Here is a 21,613-nt window from a genome sequence, read left to right as displayed (position 1 = left end):
TTTCGTTTTTCAAGTTACATGACGCGACAGGCAAACCCCTTCAGATACAGCCCTTCCGGGTAGGTTGCGATCACCGGGTGGTCGGCAGCCTGACGGAACTGTTCTATAAATTGTACATCACGCCCGGCATCAATTGCGGCATCCGCGATGATTTTCTGAAATAAATCGGTGGTCATCAGGCCGGAACAGGAGAAGGTCAGCAGCACGCCGCCGGGGTTCAGCAGCTGGATCGCCAGCATATTGATGTCTTTATAGCCGCGGCATGCGCCCATCAACTGGCTTTTGTTTTCCACGAACTTCGGCGGATCCATCACGATGACGTCGAATTTCTCTCCCTGATCCCGGTACTTACGCAGCAGTTTGAATACGTCGTCGCGCACAAACTTCGCTTTGGACAGATCCAGTCCGTTGAGCTCCACGTTCTGGCGCGCAACGTCGAGCGCCTCCTGCGAGGTATCCACGCTGGTGACCTTGCGGCAGCCGCCCATCAGCGCCGACACCGCAAAGCCGCCGGTGTAGGAGAAGCAGTTCAACACCCGTTTGTCCGCCACGTAGCGACGGGTCGCCAGGCGACTGTCGCGCTGGTCGAGGTAGTAGCCGGTTTTGTGCCCGCCCTGAATATCAACCAACAGCTTCATACCGTGCTCGGTAATCGGCAGCAGCGCTGGCGGCAGTTCTCCCACCACCGGCCCCTGGGCCAGCTCCAGACCCTCTTTTTTACGCACCGCGACATCGCTGCGGTCGTAAATGGCGCAGTCCGGGAACAGGGTCTGCAGGGCGCTGATGATGGCGGCGCGCTGGTATTCGGCGCCTGCGCTGAGGAGCTGCAGCACGAAAAAGTTGCCAAAGCGGTCGATCGTCACGCCCGGCAGCCCATCGGACTCGCCGGCGATCAGACGGTAGCTGTCGAGGCCATCGCGCTCGGCCAGCCAGGCACGCCAGGTTTGCGCTTGCTGCAGGCGGCGTTCAAAGAAGGCGTTATCGATGGCTTCGTTGCGGTCGAATGTCCACACGCGGGCACGGATCTGTGACGAGGGCGAGTAAGCGCCGCGGGCCAGCCATTTTCCCTGATGGTCAACGATATCGATGGTTTCACCGCTGCGGGCTTTACCTTCCATACGGGCGACGCCGCCGGAGAAAATCCACGGATGGCGACGCAGCAGGGATTTCTCGCGTCCTTTGGCTAACACTAAGCGGGGGAATAGGGAATCTGTCATGGAGCTACCTTTAAGCAACGGGAATGTCGGCACCGAAAAATGGCGCGTAGATTAGCACACCTGGCGCACGCAAGCATCTTTCCTCCGGCAGGCGCAGGTGAGCGTTTCGGCACAAAACGCAGGCGCATCGGCACATTCACCGTGCATGGGCTGTCATACCCTGTCTTCTCACCCCCAGGAGGAGAAGATGATGAAAACAGGAATGCGGATGGCCGTGGCGATGGTCGCGGCAGTGAGCAGTGGCGCGATGGCCGCGCCGTTTAGCGTGAGCAGCGATGATATGCATGACGGGCAAGCGCTGGCCCAGCAGCACTGGTTTGCCGGTTTCGGCTGTACCGGAGGCAATGTCTCTCCGCAGCTGGCATGGAAAAATGCCCCGGCGGGGACGCGCAGCTTCGCGGTCACCGTCCGGGATCCTGATGCGCCTACCGGCAGCGGCTGGTGGCACTGGACGGTGGTCAATATCGCCAGCAGCGTCTTTTCGTTACCCGCTGGTGCGGGAGATAAAAACAGCGCTACACTGCCGGACGGAGCGGTGCAGGGGCGCAATGATTTTGGCTATGCCGGCTTCGGCGGCGCCTGCCCGCCGGCGGGAGATAAACCGCACCGCTACCGTTTTACGGTGTGGGCGCTGGATGTCCCCACGCTGCCGGTGAATGCCGAGGCCAGCGGGGCGCTGGTCGGGTATCTGTTACACAGCCATGCTCTCGCCAGCGCGCAATTGACGGCGACGGCCGGGCGCTAAAACAAAAGGTCGGTCTGATGGAGAGTATCCATTTTCAGCATAACGCCCTGACCGCCGCGGAGATTACCACCCGACGGCTGTGCAGGCTGCACCGCGTGCGTCTGTTTTCCCCGGCGCTCTGTCGGGTGAAACGCGGCAGCAAAGTGATTGTGCAAGGGGAGAGCCGTGTGCTGGCGACACCGCAACAGCTGATTGTGTTGCCGGCTGACGTTGAGCTGGAAGTGATTAACCAGCCGGACAACGGCCTCTTTTGCTCCGATCTGCTGTCGCTAACGCCTGAGCTGCTGACGGCGTTTAAGACCCGCTATCTCAGCGAAAAACCACCGGGGCGTCTGACTTCGCTCTGCGCCCCGGTGACCAGTGAGCTGGCTTTTATGTGGCAAAGCGTTCTCCAGGCGGTGCGGGAAGGATTATCCACTGCTTTGCAGCAGCACCAGACCATGGGCCTGCTGCTGGCGCTCCACGAGGCGGGGTATGCCGGCCCGCTGCTCGTCGAGCGGCAGCAGGATCTGTCGGCGCAGGTTCGGCAGCTGGTCATGCTATCGCCGGCGCAGGCATGGAGCGTGTCGCGGGTGGCGAAAATGCTCTTTCTCGGAGAGTCCACACTGCGCCGTCGTCTGCAGCAGGAATCGCAGAGTTTTCGCCAGATCGTCGAGGAGGTGCGGATGGCCCACGCCCTGGGACAGCTGCAGACCACCTCGCGGCCAATAGGCGAAATCGCGCAGAACAGCGGATATCAGTCGGGATCGCGCTTTACCGCGCGCTTTCGCCAGCACTATGGTTTACTACCAAAGCACGTACGCTGAGCGAATTTGCTATCCTCAGCGTAAAGGGTAAGTCAAAAGGAGAGGTTAATGGCCAGTATCTGCACCATGGCATGGGTATACGGTTCCGTTCAGGGCGTAGGGTTTCGCTATTCCACGCAGCGGGAAGCGCTGCAGCTGGGGTTGACCGGCTATGCCCGCAATCTGGACGACGGCGGCGTAGAAGTCCTTGCCTGCGGCGAGGCGGAGCAGGTGGAGAAACTCATCGCCTGGCTGAAAGCCGGCGGGCCGCGCAGCGCGCGGGTTGACCGAGTGTTGACTGAACCCCATCAACCCACCCGCAGCTGGGACAAATTCGCGATCCTCTATTAGATGCACTTCACCGGCTTCGGCAGCCCGGCGATTTTGGTCGCCTGTTTGGCGGGGCCTTTCGGGAACAGGCGATAGAGATAGCGGCTGTTGCCTTTCTCTTCACCAAACTTGTTGGCCATCGCCTTGACCAGCATGCGGATCGCCGGTGAGGTGTTGAATTCAAGGTAAAACTCGCGCACAAAGCGCACCACTTCCCAGTGCTCAACGGCGAGCGTTATCCCTTCCTGCGCGGCGATAACGTCGGCCATCGCCTCGCTCCACTGGGTAGTATCCTTCAGATAGCCTTCGCTATCCGTCTCAATTTCGTTGCCTTCAAAAATAAACATAATTTTTCACATACCGCCTGAAACTGGCCGCAGTGTAGCAAAAAAAAAGGCCCCGCATAAGCGAGGCCTCTGGTAGCAGGGGAGCGGTTAGTCCCGGCTGGCGAAGCCCAGGATGCTCAGCAGGCTGACAAAGATGTTGTACAGCGAGACATACAGGCTGACCGTGGCGCGAATGTAGTTGGTTTCACCACCGCGGATGATGTTGCTGGTCTCGAACAGGATGGCGCCCGAAGAGATCAGGATGAACACCGCGCTAATCGCCAGGTGCAGCGCCGGCAGCTGCAGGAACAGGTTAGCGACCATACCAATCAGCACCACCACGACGCCGGCCATCAGCATACCGCCGAGGAAAGACATGTCTTTGCGCGTCGTCAGCACGTAGGCCGAGCAGCAGAAGAAGACCAGCGCCGTACCGCCCAGCGCCAGGCCGATTAAATCGCCCATGCCGGCAGAAAGGTACGCGTTCAGCATCGGCCCAAGGATATAGCCGAGAAAGCCGGTGAAAGCGAAGGCGGAAATAATCCCGGTGGGCTTATTCGCCGTTTTATAGGTCAGGAACATCAGACCGTACATCCCCACGAGGGTCAAAATCAGCCCCGGGGAAGGCAGCATCAGCACCGTGCTGGCGGTAGCGGTGATGGCGGAAAACGCCAGCGTCAGGCTGAGCAGGAAGTAAGTGTTACGCAGAACCTTGTGCGTGCTGAGCAGCGAGGAACGGTCACGCGATGATGTAATTATGCGATCCATGAGTCACTCTCTTATGACAGATGTAATTAGGTATAAAGAATAAGAAAAACAAGCGTGAAGCCCTAATGCTTTTACCCATCTTTACTTAGTTTTTGCCGCGTTTGACTAGCATAAAATTCTACATGGATTGGAAAAAGCGATATGTTTTCGCGTTTCGCTTCGGTGAGCCGATCGAAATCTTATAGGTTGCTGAAAAATATTGCTTTATTGAAATTCTGCGACTAAGTGTGGAAGGGGGAATAACTCCGTACGTTAAAGGCAAAGGGAAATGACATTACATAAAAACAATCACATCACGCGAACGCTCCTGGCCGTAAGTATGATAGCAATGTTCGGCGGGGCGCAGGCGGCGCAGGTGCCGCCGGGGACTCAGCTGGCAGAAAAGCAGGAACTGGTCAGAAATAACGGCAGTGAACCTGCCTCACTCGATCCGCATAAAGTCGAGAGCGACATTGAATTCAACATCATTAGCGATCTCTTTGAAGGGCTGGTCAGCGTGACGCCTGCGGGGGCGATCCAGCCCCGACTGGCGGAACGCTGGGAAAACAAGGACAACCTGTTATGGACCTTCCATTTACGCCCTGGTCTGACCTGGTCCGACGGCACGGCCATCACGGCGCAGGATATCGTCTGGAGCTGGCAACGGCTGGTCTCGCCAACCACCGCCTCCCCCTATGCGAGCTATCCCGGCAATATGCATATCGCCAACGCCCGTGAAATTGCCCTGGGGCAAAAGGGACCGGAGACGCTGGGGGTGAAAGCGCTGGACGACACCACGCTGCAGGTCACTCTGAACCAGCCGAATGCCGCCTTCCTGGCGATGCTGGCGCACCCTTCGCTGGTACCGATCGACAAAGTGCTGGTGGAGCGTTTTGCCGATAAATGGACCCGCCCAGAGCATATCGTTACCAGCGGCCCGTATAAGCTGACCCAATGGGTGGTGAATGAGCGGTTGGTGGCTGAACGTAATGCGAAGTACTGGGATAATGCGCACACCGTTATTAATAAAGTGACTTACCTGCCCATCTCTTCCGAGGCTGCCGATGTCAACCGCTACAAAGCGGGGGAGATCGATATTGTTTATACGGTGCCGATCAATCAGTTTGCGCAGTTGCAGAAAACCATGGGCGACCAGCTGGACGTTTCGCCGCAGCTGGCGACCTATTACTACGAATTCAATACTACCCGGCCGCCGTTTAACGACGCCCGAGTGCGTCGCGCGCTGAATATGGCGCTTGATAAAGATATCATTGCCGGAAAAGTACTTGGCCAGGGGCAGCGCCCGGCCTGGGTGATCAGCCAGCCGGATATCGGCGGTGTGACGCTGCACAACCCGGATTACGCCAGCTGGCCGCGCGAGAAGCGGATTGCCGAGGCGAAAAAACTGCTGGCGCAGGCGGGGTATGATGACAGTCACCCATTGGTCTTTACCCTGCTGTATAACACCTATGAGTCGCACCAGCGTATCGCCATCGCCGCCAGCTCTATGTGGAAGAAAAACCTCGGCGTCGAGGTGAAGCTGCAGAACCAGGAGTGGAAGACGATGCTGGATACCATGCATACGCATAACTTTGACGCTGTCCGCTATGCCTGGACCGCCGACTACGACGATGCCGCCACCTTCCTCAACACTTTCCGTACCGGGGATAGCGAGAACACCAGTCAGTACAGCAACCCGACTTACGATGAGGCGCTGCGCAATGCGGCGAAAGCCTCCGACGTGGCGAGCCGGGGCAAATACTATCAACAGGCGGAAGATCTGCTGGCGCAGGATGTTCCCGCCATTCCGGTCTATCACTATGTGCGTACCCATTTAGTGAAACCCTGGGTGGGAGGCTTCACGCCGGATAAGCTGGGGTATTACTACACCAAAGACATGTACATTAAAAAACACCCATCCGCTAGCGGCGACGGGCGCTGATTTTCTGCGCGAACTGCCTGAAATTCAGACGAATAACACAAAATTGTTTGTTTTTAAGGCAGTTGAACAAAATGGTGCTTTACAGCATCCGCCGAGGTGTTTATAGTGCGCCTCACACCGGAAGTGTGGCCGAGCGGTTGAAGGCACCGGTCTTGAAAACCGGCGACCCGAAAGGGTTCCAGAGTTCGAATCTCTGCGCTTCCGCCATATAAAAGAAGGGGTTACCGAAAGGTAACCCCTTTTTACTTTTCCCCTGGCCGTTCTGACGGCGCGTCATCTTCACGTCACGACTGCGCAAACCCACCCTGCCTGCAGCGTTATCGCTGGTGAAAATGTGACGATTAATCCATTTCAAATTGTTGTTATTTTAATTATTCAGTCTCACATTATAAACGGAAATGGTGCTCAGGAATAAAAAACCTGGTGCAAAATATCTTCGTCTATACTTGGAAAACGATGATTTACCTGCCATGGTGCTTTCGCAGAAACAGAGACCAGTGAGGTCAGCATGCCTGTCATTAACCCGCAAGATATCAAAGCATTACGGGCGTTGGTTGAACAGAAATTAAAATACACGCTGTGTGTTAGCTTAAATAAAGCGACAAATGGCGATATTTTTAACGCGGTGGCGCTAGCCATTCGTCATTTTCAGCAGGACCATTTTCTGACGAGCCAGGCGCGGCAGCGCGAAGAGCGAAAAAAGCGCGTTTACTACCTGTCGATGGAATTTTTACTCGGCCAGTCGCTGCGTAATAACCTGGTGAATATGAATTTACTGGACGAGATGCGCCTGGTGGTCAATGACCTGGGGTTTGATCTTGAACTGATCCTTGACGAGGAGCCTGACGCCGCGCTGGGTAACGGCGGGTTAGGCCGTTTAGCCGCTTGCTTTATCGACTCGATGGCCACCCTTGATATTGCCGCATCCGGGCATGGCATCAAATACGAATATGGGCTTTTTCGCCAGTCCTTTCAAAACGATCAGCAGGTCGAGCATCCTGATGACTGGCACTCCATGCATTCCCCATGGCTGGTGGAGCATCACGCTCAGCAAATTCTGATCCCGCTGGGGGGATATATTGAGCACAGCGAAGATATTGATGGCAACTACAATCCGATGTGGCTCGGTTGGAAAACCATCATCGGTATTCCCCATGATTATTTTGTTTCCGGCTACCGGGATACATCAACTAACACGCTGCGCCTTTACAGCGCGGTGGCCTCTGACTCCTTTAATATCCATATTTTTAATCGCGGGGATTATATTAAGGCAGTAAGTGAGAAAATCGCCTCGGAGAATATTTCAAAAATACTCTATCCTTCCGATGAGGTCCTGACCGGAAAAGAGCTGCGTCTGACGCAGGAGTATTTTTTGGTGGCCTGTACGCTACGGGATATTTTTCGTGACTATGCCGAGGTTAATGACGACATTACTTTGCTAGCGCAGCATGTGGCTATACAGCTTAATGACACCCATCCGGCATTAGCGGTGGTGGAGCTGATGCGGATCCTGGTCGATGAATACCGACTGCCATGGGAGCAGGCGTGGGAGATAACGCAAAATACCTGCGCCTATACCAATCATACGCTGATGCCGGAAGCGCTGGAGACCTGGCCGGTGTCGTTGTTTGAGAAACTACTGCCGCGTCATTTGCAGATTATCTTTGAGATTAACCATCGTTTCCTTGAAGAGGTGGCCCGGCGCTGGCCGGATAAACCTCATCTGTTATCTTCACTGTCTTTAATTGACGAGCATCACGATAAGCAAATTCGCATGGCTAATCTGGCCATTGTCGGTAGCCACCGCGTTAACGGAGTAGCGTGGCTGCATTCGGAACTGGTCAAAAAACAGTTGGTGCCCGACTTCTATTTTATGACCCCGGAGAAATTCATTAATCAGACCAACGGCGTCACGCCGCGTCGCTGGGTGCAGCAGGCTAACCCGGGCCTGGCAGAATTTTTACAGCAACAACTGGGGGAAGGGTGGCCAACTGATTTACCCCTGCTTTCCCGCCTGGAGGAGCTGGCCAGCGAGCCAGCCGTGATTGAGCGTATCCGGGCCATAAAATTTGCCAATAAAACCGCACTCAGCGAGCTGGTGGCTCAACGCTACGGCATCGCGCTGGATCCGCTGGCGATGTTTGACTGTCAGGTCAAACGTATTCATGAATACAAGCGCCAGTTGCTCAATATTCTGCACGTGATCGCGCTGTATCTGGATATCAAAGAGAACGGGCGCACTATCGCGCCAAAGGTGCATCTGTTTGCGGGTAAAGCGGCGCCAGGCTATCGGATGGCAAAGCTGATTATTCAGTTGATTAATACCGTTGCCCGAAAAATTAACAGTGACCCGCAGGTTGCCGGGCAGCTTAAAGTGGTATTCCTCGAAGATTATAAAGTCTCGCTGGCGGAGAAAATCATTCCCGCCACGGATCTCTCTGAGCAAATTTCCACCGCCGGCACCGAGGCGTCCGGCACCAGCAATATGAAGTTTGCCATGAACGGGGCGTTAACTATTGGCACCTATGATGGGGCGAACATCGAAATCCGCGAGGCGGTGGGGAGCGAGAATTTTTATCTGTTTGGCGCGGTGGCGGAAGAGATTGAAGAGAGCCGACGCCTTGGGCGGCATCATGGGTTCTATCATGACAACCCGGCTATCGCGCGTGTTGTCGATAGCCTGGTGTCCGGGCTGTTTTCAGCCGATCGCGAGCTGTTTGCGCCGCTGCATCAGATGCTGACAGGGGCCGATCATTACTGCCATCTGCTGGATTTCGACAGTTATTGTCTGGTGCAACGGCAGGCAATGGCCGATTTTGAACAGCCGGATCAGTGGCATCGCCGGGCCTTGCTCAATATTTGCCGGATGGGGGAATTTTCCAGCGACCGAACCATCCGCGGCTACGCCAGGGATATTTGGGGTATCAGGTGCTAAAGAGAACACATGCCGAACAGAGCAGGGACGCGTCGACGGTTATCAGCCAACATTGAGGATGAACATGAACGTTGAATTACATACTGAGCAGGGCGTCAAGGTCATTGTCCCCCTGGTTCGCCGGCTGGATGCTTCCGTCGCATCAGCGTTTAAGCAGCAGGTTCTTGTGGCCCTTGACGGTCAGACGAAAAAACTGGTGCTGGACCTGAGCCACGTCGATTTCATAGACAGTAGCTGCCTGGGCGCCCTGGTATCCATTCTCAAGAGCGTCAGTGGGCAGGGAGAGCTGGTGCTCTGCTCGGTCAATGGGACAATCCAAAACCTGTTCAAGCTCACCCGCATGGATCGCGTCTTTTCGATTAAAGAGACTCGTCAGGATGCACTGAACCTGTTGACTGCGAAATGACGCTCAGGCAGGCCTGGAAGGCCGCGGATTATCGATCGCCCGTTCATTCTTCGATAATCCGCGCCTTTGGTTTGCTCAGCAGAAGCATCACCAGCGCGACGTAGGGCATCGGCTTCCAGAAAAAGTAGCCCTGCAACAGATGAATATTCTGGCGATTGAGATACTCTAGCTGAGCCTGAGTTTCGACCCCCTCGGCAATGATGCGCAGTGACAACGTCCGCGCCATCTCTATCACGCAGTCCAGCAGTTTGCTTGACGGCGCCTCGTCAGTCACCCGGCCGACAAAGCTCTGATCGATTTTGATATAGTCGAAAACCAGCTCATGCAAATAGGAAAGCCCGGAATAGCCGGTGCCAAAGTCGTCCAGCGCGATGGAAAACCCGCGGGAGTGTAACGCGTTGAGCTTGTCGACAACCGCCTCGTTGAGCAACAGCGGCTCCTGTTCGGTGATCTCCAGCATCAGCTTCACCGCTGTGCCCTCAAAGCCGCGCTGAAAGTGCAGGCAGTCATCGATAAACGACGGAGCGTTGATATGTGATGCGCTGATATTGACGCCGATATGAAACCCGTCCGGCAGCTTACTGAAGATCGGCCTCATCTGGGCGGCGACCTGCGCCATCAGGCTACAAGTGAGTGGGATAATCAACCCAGTACGCTCGGCCAGCGGAATAAATTCAGCGGGCGAACGCCACTGCGCCGTGGTGTTTGGCCAGCGGGCGAGGATTTCCACGCCATAGATCTCTCCGGTTTTGCCGTTCACCAGCGGTTGATAGTAGGGAACGATAGCGCCCTGAGCGATGGCGTAGCGCAGCCTCTCCTCTTCTGAGGTATAGACATTGAGGTATTTGCGCAACAGAAAATAAAACAGCAACGAAACAGAGAAAATAAAAATCAGCAGCCCGGACCCATTATGAAATAAGCGGCCGGGGCTAAAAAAAGGCGACTCAGGATAGGCAATATGAAATGGATAGTCTGGTGAGCTAAAAATATCCTGGTTCGGACCAGCGTTGAGTGGCTTCACATCGCCATATCTGGCAATCATTTGATTTTGAACCAAAAGTGCCAGCCCGCCGTTATCCTCATCGCTATACAAGGCATCGCGCAAATGGATATCGCTGATGCTGACAATGACTCTTACCTGCGCCGAACGAGTGTGATAGATCAGCACTGGCCGCTTATTCACCATCATTCTGGCGGGCAGCAGCTGCAGTGGCTCATCGGGTAAAGACTCAGGATGGAGCATCAGTACCCGATTGCCCGGCAGCGACGAGCACCACACCTGGCCCTGTTTTACCAGCACAATTGTGCGCAGATGCGGCTGCAGGGCGGCCTCGGTCCCGAGCTGAAACTGGCCCTGCACGGAGCAACCGCCGCGGCTAACGTTCATCGCCGTCATCGTTGCTGCGCGGGCCTCATCCAGAATAACGGCGATTTTCTTTGCCGCCTGACGGGCGGTGGCGACATGCGAGGCCTGATCGGAATGCCACAGTTGCCAGTTTATTACGAACACGCCAGCCAGAAATACCACCAGCGCCAGGGAAAAGGCAATCCATGCGTTTCGTCGCTTTATCTCTTTCATTTGTTGGGCATGCAATGGTGTTTGTGCATAAAGTGAACCATCTCTCTGGCAGTAAAGGCTTTTCTATGATCGTAGAAGGGAGATAACTTCCGCGATGACGGTGCATCATAAAAATATGATCGCTATCACAATACCTGCCGACAAAGGCCGGTTATATCGCGTTGACGCTACGTACCTCTTCTGCCGGTAATAAAAATAAAAAATTAATGTTTTCTTAATATATTTTTCTGGGCCGGCTGGTTATTAGCATTTTCCAGTCCGTAGTGGCGTGCTTGCGCTATTTTTTGCTTTTTTAAGTTTATGATAATTGTTTTCATTATCATTCTTTTTTTGCTGTGATTTAATCCTCTCCGCTCAGGCTATTTACCATTAATTTCCCTGGTTCATTAAGGATGCGTTCATGAAATCTCGCTTATCGCCCCTCTGTACGGCAGCGCTGGTTGCCGCTTCTCTGTTTCTGGCGCCGCAGGGGATGGCGGCTGACGGTCAGGACGGGATTGTGGTCTACAACGCCCAACACGAAAATCTGGTGAAGTCGTGGGTGGATGGATTTACGAAAGAGACTGGTATTAAAGTCACGCTGCGCAATGGCGATGACAGCGAGCTGGGTAATCAGCTGGTTCAGGAAGGCGCCGCGTCGCCAGCTGATGTGTTTCTGACCGAGAACTCACCGTCGATGGTGCTGGTTGATAACGCCAAACTTTTTGCCCCGCTGGATGCGGCCACCCTGCAGCAGGTTCCGGCACAATATCGCCCTCAGCACGGTCGCTGGATTGGCATCGCCGCGCGTAGCACCGTGTTCGTCTATAACCCGGCAAAAATCAGCGAGGCGAAGCTGCCGCACTCGCTGATGGATCTGGCAAAACCGGAGTGGAAGGGCCGCTGGGCGGCTTCGCCATCGGGGGCTGATTTCCAGGCTATCGTCAGCGCGATGCTGGCGCTGAAGGGTGAGCAGGCGACCCTCGACTGGCTGAAGGCGATGAAAACCAACTTTGTCGCCTATAAAGGCAACAGCACGGTGATGAAAGCGGTCAACGCCGGGCAGATCGACGGCGGAGTGATCTATCATTACTATCGCTTCGTTGACCAGTCAAAAACCGGCGAGAACAGCAAAAACACCCAACTGTATTACTTCAAACACCAGGATCCGGGGGCCTTCGTCAGCATTTCCGGCGGCGGCGTGCTGGCCTCCAGCAAACATAAAGCACAGGCGCAGGCCTTTATTAAATGGATCACCGGTAAGCAGGGACAGGATGCGCTGCGCACCAATAACGCCTTCGAATATGCGGTGGGGGTAGACGCGGCCTCTAACCCGAAACTGACCCCGCTGAAAGATCTGGATGCCCCGAAGGTGGAACCTTCCTCGCTGAACAGTAAAAAGGTCATTGAACTGATGACGCAGGCTGGCCTGCTCTGATCCTGAGGAAGTGATGTTGCTATGTCTGTTCTGAGTCTGTCGCTCGGAAAGAAAACAGGACGCCTGCCTGAGCGCAGGCGTCCTGCATTTCCGATGGTTGCCTTAGCGCTCCTGTTTTCATTGCTGGCGCTGTTGCCGTTAGGGTTTGTGGTGGCGGTCGGATTCGATACCGGCTGGCCGACAATCAAAGCGCTGGTCTTTCGCCCGCGGGTAGGCGAACTGCTCAGCAATACCCTGTGGCTGACGGTGCTGACTGTCCCCATCAGCATTGTGCTTGGCGTGACGCTGGCCTGGCTGACGGAACGTACCGCGCTTGCCGGGCGGCAGCTGTGGTCGGCGCTGGCGGTAGCCCCGCTGGCCATTCCGGCCTTTGTCCAGAGCTACGCCTGGATCAGCGCTGTGCCCTCGCTGCATGGCCTGGGCGCTGGGGTGTTTCTCTCGGTGCTGGCCTACTATCCGTTTATCTATATGCCGGTGGCGGCCGTGCTGCGCCGACTCGATCCCACCCTTGAGGATGTCGCCGCGTCGCTGGGCACGCCGCCGTGGAAAGTGTTTTTCCGGGTGGTGCTTCCGCAGCTGCGGCTGGCCGTCTGCGGCGGTGCGCTGCTGGTGGCCCTGCATCTGCTGGCGGAATATGGTCTGTATGTGATGATCCGCTTCGATACTTTCACTACCGCCATTTACGATCAGTTCCAGTCGACCTTCAGCGGTCCGGCCGCCAATATGCTGGCGGGCGTGCTGGCTCTGTGCTGTCTGGCGATCCTGCTGCTGGAGAGCGCTTCGCGTGGTAAAGCGCGCTATGCGCGTATCGGCGCCGGGGCGGCGCGCGAGCAGAAGCGCCTGGTGCTGGGGAAAGGGGCCGCCTTCGGCGCGCAGCTGCTGCTTCTGCTGCTGGTGCTGCTGGCGATGGGGGTGCCGTTGCTGGTCCTGGGGCGCTGGCTGTGGCTGGGCGGTATCGATAACTGGCTACATGCCGATCTGTGGCATTCCCTGCGCCAGACTCTGTTGCTGGGGGCGGGCGGGGCGCTGCTGACGACGGTCTGCGCGATCCCCATCGCCTGGCTCGGCGTGCGCTATCCGCGTCCGCTGTTCCGCCTGCTGGAGGGGTGTAATTACATCACCAGCTCGCTGCCCGGCATTGTGACCGCGCTGGCGCTGGTCACCGTCACCATCCACTATGCCCGTCCGGTGTACCAGACCGAAGTGACGCTGTTTCTGGCCTATTTGTTAATGTTTATGCCGCGGGCGCTGATTAACCTGCGCGCCGGTATCGCCCAGGCGCCGGTGGAGCTGGAAAACGTCGCCCGCAGTCTCGGACGCAGCCCGGCCCGCGCCCTGTGGAGTATCACCATGCGACTTGCCGCCCCGGGGGCGGCCGCCGGGGCCGCGCTGGTGTTCCTTGGCGTCAGCAATGAGCTTACCGCCACGCTGCTTCTCTCGCCGTTAGGCACCCGCACGTTGTCGACCGGTTTCTGGGCGTTAACCAGCGAGATCGACTATGTGGCGGCGGCGCCCTACGCGCTGTTGATGATCATCATTTCGCTGCCGCTGACGGCGGTTCTCTATATGCAGTCGAAAAAAATGGCAGGGTTGTAACATGCTGGAATTGTCTTCTGTTTCGAAATCCTTCGCCGATGCGCAGGTCCTCGATAATATTCATCTTCAGGTGGCTCCGGGTAGCCGGACGGCAATTGTGGGTCCGTCGGGTTCGGGAAAAACCACGCTGCTGCGCATCCTTGCCGGTTTCGAAACGCCCGACAGCGGACGCATCGTGATGCACGGCGCGCCTCTGTTTGCCGAGGGCGTGTTTGTTCCTGCCCACCAGCGACGGATCGGCTACGTTCCGCAGGAGGGGGCGCTATTTCCTCACCTCAATGTCGCGGACAATATCGCCTGGGGGCTGGACGCCAGCCGCGAGGAAAAACGTCGTCGGGTGGGCGCACTGATGGAGATGGTCGCCCTTGACCATAGCCTGGCGCGCCACTGGCCGCATGAGATCTCCGGCGGCCAGCAGCAGCGTGTGGCCCTGGCTCGCGCCCTGGCCCAGCAGCCGGCGCTGATGCTGCTCGATGAGCCCTTTTCTGCCCTGGACACTGGACTGCGCGCCAGCACACGCAAAGCGACCGCCGATCTGCTGGCGGAGACCGGCATCGCCTCGATTCTGGTGACTCATGACCAGACCGAAGCGCTGTCGTTCGCCACACAGGTGGCGGTGATGCGCCAGGGACGTTTCGCCCAGGTGGGTACCCCGCTGGCGGTTTACTCGCAGCCGGTGGACGAAGAGACAGCGTTGTTTCTCGGCGATGCCCTGATCCTCCCCGCACGGCTGAGCCCCGGGCGGGCCAGCTGCGCGCTGGGCGACCTGGCGACAGACGCAGCGCATCCTGCTGGTGAAGGTAAGGTGATGTTGCGTCCGGAGCAGCTGAGCGTCAGCGTGAGCGGACCACAGGAAAGTACTGCCACCATCCGCGATGTTGATTTCTCCGGCCAGCTCTCCACGCTGACGCTGTCGATGTCCGGGCACGATCGGCCGATTGTTCTGCGAACCGTAAGCCAGCCGGCGTGGCAGCCAGGCGCGACGGTGCGACTGACGGTCAGCGGCAAGGCGCGCGTGTTCAGCGGCTAATCTCTGAGCAGGCGCCGCCGGATATCGGTGGCGCCGCACGGAAAGCTAATCAACTGGCGGATTTAGCCGATAGTATCCGCGCCACTGACCTCGTCGCCATGGAGTGGTAGTACGTTGGAACAATTCCGCGGGGTCAGTCTACCTCATCGCCGTTTTGTCGGCGCGTCGCTTTTTCATTCGTCCCGCTGCGCTTAACTGCTATCCTGTCCCGCGATCGGCCCTGTTGTTACCGTGAGACATCGTTATGCCTGAATGCCATACTCCTGCGAATCGCTCCATTCCGTCCGCTTTGGCGCGGGGTACGTTGCTGCCTGCGCTGCTGGTCATCGTCGCCGTCGCTGTCGGCTGTGCGCTGGTGTCGCCGCCGATCGGCACGTGGCGTGAGATCCTGGCCAACCCCGGGCTCTATATCGATTTGCTGGCGCTGCTGTTTCTGGTGTTTATGCTGTGGAGCTCAGCAAAGGTGCGGATGAGCCATATCGCCGTCAACTGGGTGCGCTATGGGCTGCTGCTGTGGATTGCTGGCGGCACGTTCGATGTGATGGATGAGATAGTGGTTCAGCCGCGCTGGATGGGTTATTACTGCGAAGATCTGCTGCGCCTCTCCGGGATGCTGCTGACCGTGGTGGGCGTCTACAAAATTATTGAGCGCATCAACCTATTGTACGTTGATGCGCGCTCGCAATCACTGAAGGACGAGCTCACTCAGTTGCCCAATCGCCGTTTTTTCATCGATACCATTCGCGAAAAGTCCGGGCATGCGCTGGGGCTCATGATTCTGGATATCGATTTTTTCAAGAAAATCAACGATACCTGGGGCCACCTGGTGGGGGATGAAGTGTTATTTTCCCTGGGGAAACAGCTGGCGAAACTGACCAGCGAGCAGGTCCTGCCGGCGCGTATTGGTGGGGAAGAGTTTGCCATTATCGTCGATGGCCTGTCGGAGCCTGAACTGCACGCCCTGGCGCAGTCGATCCTCGACAATGCCCGCACCATCCTGATCAATCATCAGGCGCCGCTGTCGATCAGCATTGGCGTGGGAACCTGGCGGCCGGGTGAAGCGCAGGAGACGTTTATCCGCAAAGTCGACGAGGCACTGTACAAGGCCAAGCACAACGGGCGTGGGCGCGTGGAGTGGGCGTAATATTCCGACACGGCAGGTTAGGTCTGCTGCGTGCTGCGGCAGTGTCGCCGATACTCTGACGGCGAACGCTCGGTGTAGCGTTTGAAGACCCGGCAAAAATAGTTGCTGTCGACAAAGCCGCAGTTATGGGCGATCTCTTTCACCTTCAGGTCGTAGCCGCGCAGCAGCTGTTTTGCCTTTTCCAGACGCACCCGGGTCAGATATTCGTTAAATCCCACCGAGCCTGATTTCTGAAAAATATGCGAAAGATAGTTGGGCGTGATGTGAAAACGTCTGGCCACCGATTCCCGCGTCAGCGGCAGGCTAAGATTTTCCTCGAGGTAGTCCTGAACGGCGAGAAACAGATCCCGGCTGCGACTGACGCGCATTTCCAGCCCAACCAGCTGTTCGCGACAGTGACTCAGCAGCGCGGCGACCACCAACCGCGCGGTCAGCGGATCGGGCTGCAGGCTGACTTCGTTCAGGCTCAGCAACAGGTAAGAGCCCACGCGCGGTCCAAGGCGGGCAACGCTTTGCTTTTCCGTGTGCAGGCTTTTCCCGTCCCAGCGCTGAATACTGAACCCCAGCTTCTGTCGACCAAACAGAATACTCAGGGTGGTGGCCGGGCCGGTCCACTGCGGCAGCGTCCATTTTCCCGCCTGCACGTACAGCACCTGTAAAGTGGTTAACGTCGAGGCGGCCAGTGGCAGCCCCTGTTCACTGAGCTGGCCCTCCAGCACTATTTCCAGACGCGGAAACGGCACGTTGAGGGCGAGGGCAGGGACGGAGATATCCGGCTCAGGAAATCTCACCTGTAAATGATCTTTTTGACTGATTAACCGATGCAGAATATCTGGCAGATCTTCAATCATTCTTTGCCCTCAGCATGCGCATTATCCTGTTGATGGTAATCTATTTTTTATCCCCAGACAGCGTTTGTTTCGTCAATTTGCGCAGCGAATTCCCTGCCAGGCGCCGCGCATGCATCGCCGGAGAGGCGATTGTTGATGCCCATCACACTTCGGTGGCTCGCGTACGTATGTCCAGTTTTTCGTAGCGCTCGCCTCCTGTCATGCCGCGGATGGACCAGTAGAGTTTGTTTGTGTTATCGAAACGTTAAAAAGGAACGCAAAATGAACTCACCATCGGCTAGTTTTCTCGATGCGTTAGGCGCCAGTCAGGTGCTTAGTGCGCAAATGAAACATGAACTCGACACCCTCGGCTACACCGTCGTGCATAACGTCGTTGACGCCCAGTGGCTGAGCGAAATGCGCCGGCTAATTGATACCCTGGTTGAGCGTGAAGGCGACAATCTGGCGATGGAACACCATCAGGAAGCGACTGCGACGCGGATCGCCAACCTGGTGAATAAGGGGGTTATCTGGGAGAAAGTCTGGTCCCACCCGCTGATCCTCTCCGCCTGCCGCTATATCTTCAACGGTGATTTTAAAGTCTCCAGCCTTAATGCGCGTGAGGCGCTGTATAACGGCGGTCACCAGCCGCTGCACGCCGACTGGAAAAAGCCGCGCTCGGATTTTCCCAAAGTCCACCTGGTGAATACCATCTGGGCGATAGACGATTTAAGCGCCGCTAACGGCGCGCCGCGGATTATCCCTGGAACCCACCTGCGGCCGGAGTTGCCGGAAGAAGTCTTGGACGACCCGGAACAGGCCCACCCAGACGAGATTGTGTTTGCTGCGCCGGCCGGCAGCGTGATGATCTACAACGCCCACGCCTGGCACGGCGGTACCCGTAATCGTGAGGGTAGCCGACGACGCGTGCTGCATGGGTTATATATCGATCGCGCGGATACGCCGCAGCAGGACCAGCGGCGCTGGCTGACGCCGGAAACGGCAAGCCGCCTGACGCCAGCGCAAAAGTGGCTGCTGGATGTAGAGTAAGACTCGTCGCCGGTCAGGGAAGTTCTACATAGACGACCGGCTTTTTCATGATGCTTTTCACGGCCTCGACGATCTGCTGCGGCTGCAGCAGGAAGCTCTTGATGCTGGTTTTAATCGTCCGCAGGCCGCTAAAGCGCTGGGCGTCGTCAATTTCGATATCCGTCACCAGCAGCACCACTTCGGCGCGGGCGATATCTTCTGCGGTAATGCGATTTTCAACGCCGAGCGCGCCCTGGGTTTCCACCTTCAGGTGCCATTTTTCATGATGACCGACCTTTTCCAGCCGTTCGGCAGCCATATAGGTGTGCGCCACCCCGCTGACGCAGGCGGTGACGGCGACAATATTGAAGTCCATAACATCCTCCTGGCGTTAACCGCCGATAGTGACGTGGAATCCGGCCGCTTCGGCCATTATCCGATAAGGTTGAATGTCCGCTTCGCCAGGCGCTTTCACGCTGGCCAGCGCCCAGGGTTTGCCCAGCAGACGGTATTTTGGCTCGCCATATTGATGAAACGGCAACAGGTGCATTTCTTTTAGCGCGAACGGCGCGAGAAACGCCAGTATCTGGCGAAAATTATCCACGCTCATGGTGTAACCCGGGATCAGCGGCACCCGCGGGATCAGATTGATGTTTCTTGTCGCCAGCTGGCGAAAATTGTCCAGTACCCGCGGCTGATTCATTCGCAGCAGCGACCGCGCCAGCTCAGGATCCATGATTTTAAAATCAAACAGCACTTCGTCGCTGGATTCAGCCACCGGCAGCAAACGGTCAAAGGCGCCGTCGCCGGCGGTCTCGATGGCGGTGCGGATCCCCCACTGGCGCAGGCGCTGAAGAAAACGGGCGGCAAACCCGGCCTGCATGAGCACCTCCCCGCCGGAGAGGGTGACACCGCCGCCGGAGGCGCGGAAGAAGACTTCATCTTTGAGCACCTCCTGAAGGAGGTTCTCCAGCGTCACGTCGCGACCGATCTGCTCCCATGCCCCGGAGGGACACTCGGCGACGTCCTGCAGACAGCGGGTGCAGCCCAGACATTTGCTCTGCCGGCGCAGGGTCTGGATCTTCGGCGACATTGACTCCGGGTTGGCGCACCACGGGCAGGTGTGGGGGCAGCCTTTGAAAAAGACCACCGTGCGGATCCCCTGACCATCGTTGAGCGAGTAGCGCTGCAGGTTAAAAATACGCGCCCGATCGGCGCGCGTCTCGATCACCTCACAGCTGATGCGCGGTGCGGCGGATGATGTCATCCTGAATCTCCTTCGACAGCTCAACAAAGAAGGCGCTGTAGCCCGCGACGCGCACCACCAGGCCGGCAAAGTCCTGCGGCCGCTGCTGCGCTTCACGCAGGGTGTCGGCATTGACCACGTTAAACTGAATATGCTGCAGCTTGAGCTTGCAGAAAGCCTGTAAAAAGTCTGCCAGCTTGTTCAGCCCGCCGTCGCCGGCCAGCGTTGCCGGGGTGAATTTGACGTTAAGCAGCGTACCGTTCGACAGCAGATAGTTATCCAGCTTGCTGACCGATTTCAGCACCGCCGTCGGCCCCTGAGCATCCTGACCGACCATCGGCGACAGGCCGCCGTCCGCCAGTTGTTCGCCGGCCAGCCGCCCGTCCGGGGTAGCCCCCACTACCGAGCCCAGCGGCACATGCGCCGAGACGGTATAGGAGCCGGGAGTAAAATGGCCGCCGCGCGGGTTCAGGTACTGCTCCACCTCTTTGCAGTAAAAGCGCAGCAGATCGGCGCTAATATTATCGACTTCGTCGATGTCGTTACCGTACTTCTCAAAACGGTTAATCAACCGGGCGCGGATCTTTTCCCCCTCCGGCGTGCGGAAGTTGGCCTTCAGGACCGCCATCAGTTGGTCAAAACTGAGACGCTGCTGATCGAAAACCATCCCCTTCAGGGCGTGCAGTGAATCGCTCAGGTTGGCGATCCCGATGCCCTGGACGCCGGAAAAGTTATAGCGCGCGCCGCCGGCGGTGATATCTTTGCCGTGCCGGACGCAATCTTCAATGAACGAGGAGAGCAGGGGGACCGGCGCCCAGTCGCGATGGCCGATATCGCAGATATTGCTGCCCTCGACCATCAGCTTGATGTAATAACGAATTTTGTCACGGATCTGACTGATAAGTCCTTCCCAGCTGACATCAGGTTGCCCTTCATTTTCCTGCAGGACCAGTTCCATAACCTTCAGCAAGTTGAACATGGCGATATCATGCAGGCCGTAGGTGCGGCCAGGGATCGACAACTCGACGCAGCCGACCACCGCGTAGTCGCGGGCGTCTTCCAGCGACACGCCGCGATTGAGGAAGGCGGGGACCACCACCTCGTCGTTGAAAATCTGTGGAATGCCGGTGCCCAGGCGGATGGTTTCAGCGGTTTTACGCAGGAACGGGCGGTCAATCAGCTCGTTGACCCGCACGCCAAGATTCGGCTGCGGCAATTGCACGTTCTGATAGGCATCAAGGCATAAAAACGACAGCGCATTGACCGCGCTGCGCCCGGTTTCCGTCAGTCCGCCGAGCAGGGCAGTGTAGCCGGTGGGAAAACCAGCGAAATAGCGCGCGCTGCTCGAGGAGCGCAGCAGCACGATATCGTTGCATTTCACCCACAGCGACTCCAGGAGCTCCCTGAGATACGCCGGATCCTGACCCTCATTCAGCGACGCCTGATAAAACGGCAGCATATACTGATCAAAACGCCCCAGTGAAATTGAGCTGGCGTTGGATTCGTACTGCAGAATGATGTTCATATACCAGAACAGCTGGCAGGCCTGGGGGAAGTCCGTTGGCCGGTGCTCCGCGTTGTGGCGCGAAATAGCGGCGATGGTTAACAGCTCCTGCTGACGCTGCGGGTCCTGACAGTGCCCAGCCATCTCCTCGGCCAGCGCGGCGTAGCGCAGAATATGGCGCCGGGAGGCTTCCAGCAGGATCAGCACCGCCTGATAAAAGTGGTTCCCGGGTTGCTGCTCGCAGTGGGCTTTTAGCTCCGCCACCAGCGCCCCGAGGCCATGATTGAGCAGACGCGGATAGTCGATGATGATATGGCCCTGGCCCTTATCGGTCTGGTTCACGCTGAATATCTGGGTGCTGACGGCGGCCTTGACCTCGTCGGTCATCTGGCCGTTGATAAAATCCTTCATTGAGCGCTTTTCCCAGTAGGGGAACAGCGTTTCGCGGTATATTTGCTTATCTTCTTCGCTTATCGCGAAGCGGTCCTGCGGCCGGGTCGGAAAGGCGTCGAGTTCGTTGAGCAGCCAGTAGGGATCCATCTCCGGCGACATAATGCCTGCCCGCGGTTTGATGGTCCGGTTGCCGGCAATCAGTTCATCATCACGAATCGAAATGTCTACCTTATCGAGGATCCAGGCGGTGGCCTTCGCCCGGCGAATAATCACCGGTTCGCCCTCCGTTTGCTGATGACTGGCGGTATACAGCAGAGCGCGCTCCAGGGAGATTTCGCGCGGCTGGGCGAACAGGCTGGCTTTCAGGCGTTGAGTACGATTCGTCATGACAAACTCCATGTGGTGGCGAAGG

The 21,613-nt window shown here is 57.2% G+C and carries 18 protein-coding genes, 1 tRNA gene and 2 pseudogenes; 12 read left to right on the top strand and 9 right to left on the bottom strand.

Features of this window, described 5'->3' with window-relative positions; genetic code table 11:
• Nucleotides 1–14 precede the first annotated feature (14 nt).
• Nucleotides 15–1,217, bottom strand: a complete 1,203-nt coding sequence (gene rlmI, locus GT756_RS03505; RefSeq protein ID WP_064189315.1) for a 23S rRNA (cytosine(1962)-C(5))-methyltransferase RlmI — start codon at nt 1,215–1,217, stop codon at nt 15–17.
• Nucleotides 1,218–1,407: 190 nt separating this feature from the next.
• Here rlmI and GT756_RS03500 point away from each other — a divergent pair, with 190 nt between their 5' ends.
• Genes GT756_RS03500 through yccX form a run of 3 tightly spaced genes read left to right on the top strand, consistent with a single transcriptional unit; the run spans nt 1,408 to nt 3,098 of the window.
• Nucleotides 1,408–1,962: a YbhB/YbcL family Raf kinase inhibitor-like protein gene (locus GT756_RS03500; protein ID WP_048295781.1), complete on the top strand. Its 555-nt coding sequence runs from the start codon at nt 1,408–1,410 to the stop codon at nt 1,960–1,962.
• Between the two features lie 17 nt (nt 1,963–1,979).
• Complete coding sequence (locus tag GT756_RS03495) at nt 1,980–2,768, top strand: AraC family transcriptional regulator (protein ID WP_004201445.1); 789 nt, start codon at nt 1,980–1,982, stop codon at nt 2,766–2,768.
• A 48-nt stretch (nt 2,769–2,816) separates the two neighbouring features.
• Complete coding sequence (gene yccX / locus GT756_RS03490; protein WP_004201446.1) at nt 2,817–3,098, top strand: acylphosphatase; 282 nt, start codon at nt 2,817–2,819, stop codon at nt 3,096–3,098.
• On the opposite strand, the gene tusE is transcribed toward yccX, so the two are convergent.
• Together tusE and yccA are read right to left on the bottom strand one after the other, a co-directional pair.
• A complete protein-coding gene (gene tusE, locus GT756_RS03485) occupies nt 3,095–3,424 on the bottom strand; it encodes a sulfurtransferase TusE (protein WP_004201447.1) in 330 nt (109 codons plus the stop codon). The two genes, yccX and tusE, sit on opposite strands and share 4 nt — an antisense overlap.
• Nucleotides 3,425–3,511: 87 nt before the next feature.
• Nucleotides 3,512–4,171 (bottom strand): FtsH protease modulator YccA, encoded by a 660-nt coding sequence (gene yccA, locus GT756_RS03480; RefSeq protein WP_002898458.1) that lies wholly within the window; start codon nt 4,169–4,171, stop codon nt 3,512–3,514.
• A 268-nt stretch (nt 4,172–4,439) separates the two neighbouring features.
• On the opposite strand from yccA, the gene GT756_RS03475 reads away from it, so the two are divergent.
• The 4 genes from GT756_RS03475 (at nt 4,440) to GT756_RS03460 (ending at nt 9,433) form a co-directional block, all read left to right on the top strand.
• Nucleotides 4,440–6,092: an ABC transporter substrate-binding protein gene (locus GT756_RS03475; RefSeq protein WP_048294450.1), complete on the top strand. Its 1,653-nt coding sequence runs from the start codon at nt 4,440–4,442 to the stop codon at nt 6,090–6,092.
• 119 nt (nt 6,093–6,211) lie between these two features.
• Nucleotides 6,212–6,299: transfer RNA gene (locus tag GT756_RS03470), tRNA-Ser, on the top strand.
• 301 nt (nt 6,300–6,600) lie between these two features.
• Nucleotides 6,601–9,027, top strand: a complete 2,427-nt coding sequence (locus GT756_RS03465; RefSeq protein WP_048294451.1) for a glycogen/starch/alpha-glucan phosphorylase — start codon at nt 6,601–6,603, stop codon at nt 9,025–9,027.
• A 64-nt stretch (nt 9,028–9,091) separates the two neighbouring features.
• The gene (locus GT756_RS03460) at nt 9,092–9,433 is read left to right on the top strand and encodes an STAS domain-containing protein (RefSeq protein WP_064189367.1); all 342 of its coding nucleotides are present in this window, start codon (nt 9,092–9,094) and stop codon (nt 9,431–9,433) included.
• A 43-nt stretch (nt 9,434–9,476) separates the two neighbouring features.
• Here the strand turns inward: GT756_RS03460 and GT756_RS26110 are convergent.
• A pseudogene (locus GT756_RS26110) lies at nt 9,477–10,238 on the bottom strand (EAL domain-containing protein); the annotation flags it as partial.
• A 159-nt stretch (nt 10,239–10,397) separates the two neighbouring features.
• Nucleotides 10,398–11,012, bottom strand: a pseudogene (locus GT756_RS26105) (CSS-motif domain-containing protein); the annotation flags it as partial.
• A gap of 400 nt (nt 11,013–11,412) precedes the next feature.
• Here GT756_RS26105 and GT756_RS03450 point away from each other — a divergent pair.
• From GT756_RS03450 to GT756_RS03435, 4 genes are all read left to right on the top strand, one after another.
• Nucleotides 11,413–12,429: an iron ABC transporter substrate-binding protein gene (locus tag GT756_RS03450; protein ID WP_064189314.1), complete on the top strand. Its 1,017-nt coding sequence runs from the start codon at nt 11,413–11,415 to the stop codon at nt 12,427–12,429.
• Nucleotides 12,430–12,450: 21 nt separating this feature from the next.
• A complete protein-coding gene (locus tag GT756_RS03445) occupies nt 12,451–14,025 on the top strand; it encodes an iron ABC transporter permease (RefSeq protein ID WP_023317876.1) in 1,575 nt (524 codons plus the stop codon).
• Nucleotide 14,026: 1 nt separating this feature from the next.
• Nucleotides 14,027–15,055 carry an ABC transporter ATP-binding protein gene (locus GT756_RS03440; protein ID WP_004201455.1) on the top strand — a complete coding sequence of 343 codons (1,029 nt, stop codon included), beginning with the start codon at nt 14,027–14,029 and terminating at the stop codon, nt 15,053–15,055.
• 244 nt (nt 15,056–15,299) lie between these two features.
• Nucleotides 15,300–16,199: a GGDEF domain-containing protein gene (locus GT756_RS03435; protein ID WP_017899473.1), complete on the top strand. Its 900-nt coding sequence runs from the start codon at nt 15,300–15,302 to the stop codon at nt 16,197–16,199.
• Nucleotides 16,200–16,216: 17 nt separating this feature from the next.
• On the opposite strand, the gene GT756_RS03430 is transcribed toward GT756_RS03435, so the two are convergent.
• A complete protein-coding gene (locus GT756_RS03430) occupies nt 16,217–17,050 on the bottom strand; it encodes a helix-turn-helix transcriptional regulator (RefSeq protein WP_032455802.1) in 834 nt (277 codons plus the stop codon).
• A 261-nt stretch (nt 17,051–17,311) separates the two neighbouring features.
• Here GT756_RS03430 and GT756_RS03425 point away from each other — a divergent pair, with 261 nt between their 5' ends.
• Nucleotides 17,312–18,079, top strand: a complete 768-nt coding sequence (locus tag GT756_RS03425; RefSeq protein WP_064189311.1) for a phytanoyl-CoA dioxygenase family protein — start codon at nt 17,312–17,314, stop codon at nt 18,077–18,079.
• A gap of 13 nt (nt 18,080–18,092) precedes the next feature.
• Here the strand turns inward: GT756_RS03425 and GT756_RS03420 are convergent, their stop codons facing one another.
• The 3 genes from GT756_RS03420 to GT756_RS03410 are packed head-to-tail and all read right to left on the bottom strand — an operon-like array spanning nt 18,093 to nt 21,588.
• Nucleotides 18,093–18,434, bottom strand: a complete 342-nt coding sequence (locus GT756_RS03420) for a PTS fructose-like transporter subunit IIB (protein ID WP_004201460.1) — start codon at nt 18,432–18,434, stop codon at nt 18,093–18,095.
• Between the two features lie 15 nt (nt 18,435–18,449).
• Nucleotides 18,450–19,325, bottom strand: coding sequence for a [formate-C-acetyltransferase]-activating enzyme (locus GT756_RS03415; RefSeq protein ID WP_064189310.1), 876 nt, complete (start codon nt 19,323–19,325; stop codon nt 18,450–18,452).
• Nucleotides 19,291–21,588 (bottom strand): formate C-acetyltransferase, encoded by a 2,298-nt coding sequence (locus GT756_RS03410; protein WP_048294455.1) that lies wholly within the window; start codon nt 21,586–21,588, stop codon nt 19,291–19,293. The genes GT756_RS03415 and GT756_RS03410 overlap by 35 nt, the downstream gene beginning before the upstream one ends.
• Between the last annotated feature and the right edge of the window lie 25 nt (nt 21,589–21,613).

It is taken from the genome of Klebsiella sp. Q2, assembly GCF_009900705.1.
Lineage (GTDB): Bacteria > Pseudomonadota > Gammaproteobacteria > Enterobacterales > Enterobacteriaceae > Klebsiella > Klebsiella quasipneumoniae.
Note: the sequence above shows the minus strand (reverse complement) of the source record. Positions and strands in the feature narration are given on the sequence as shown.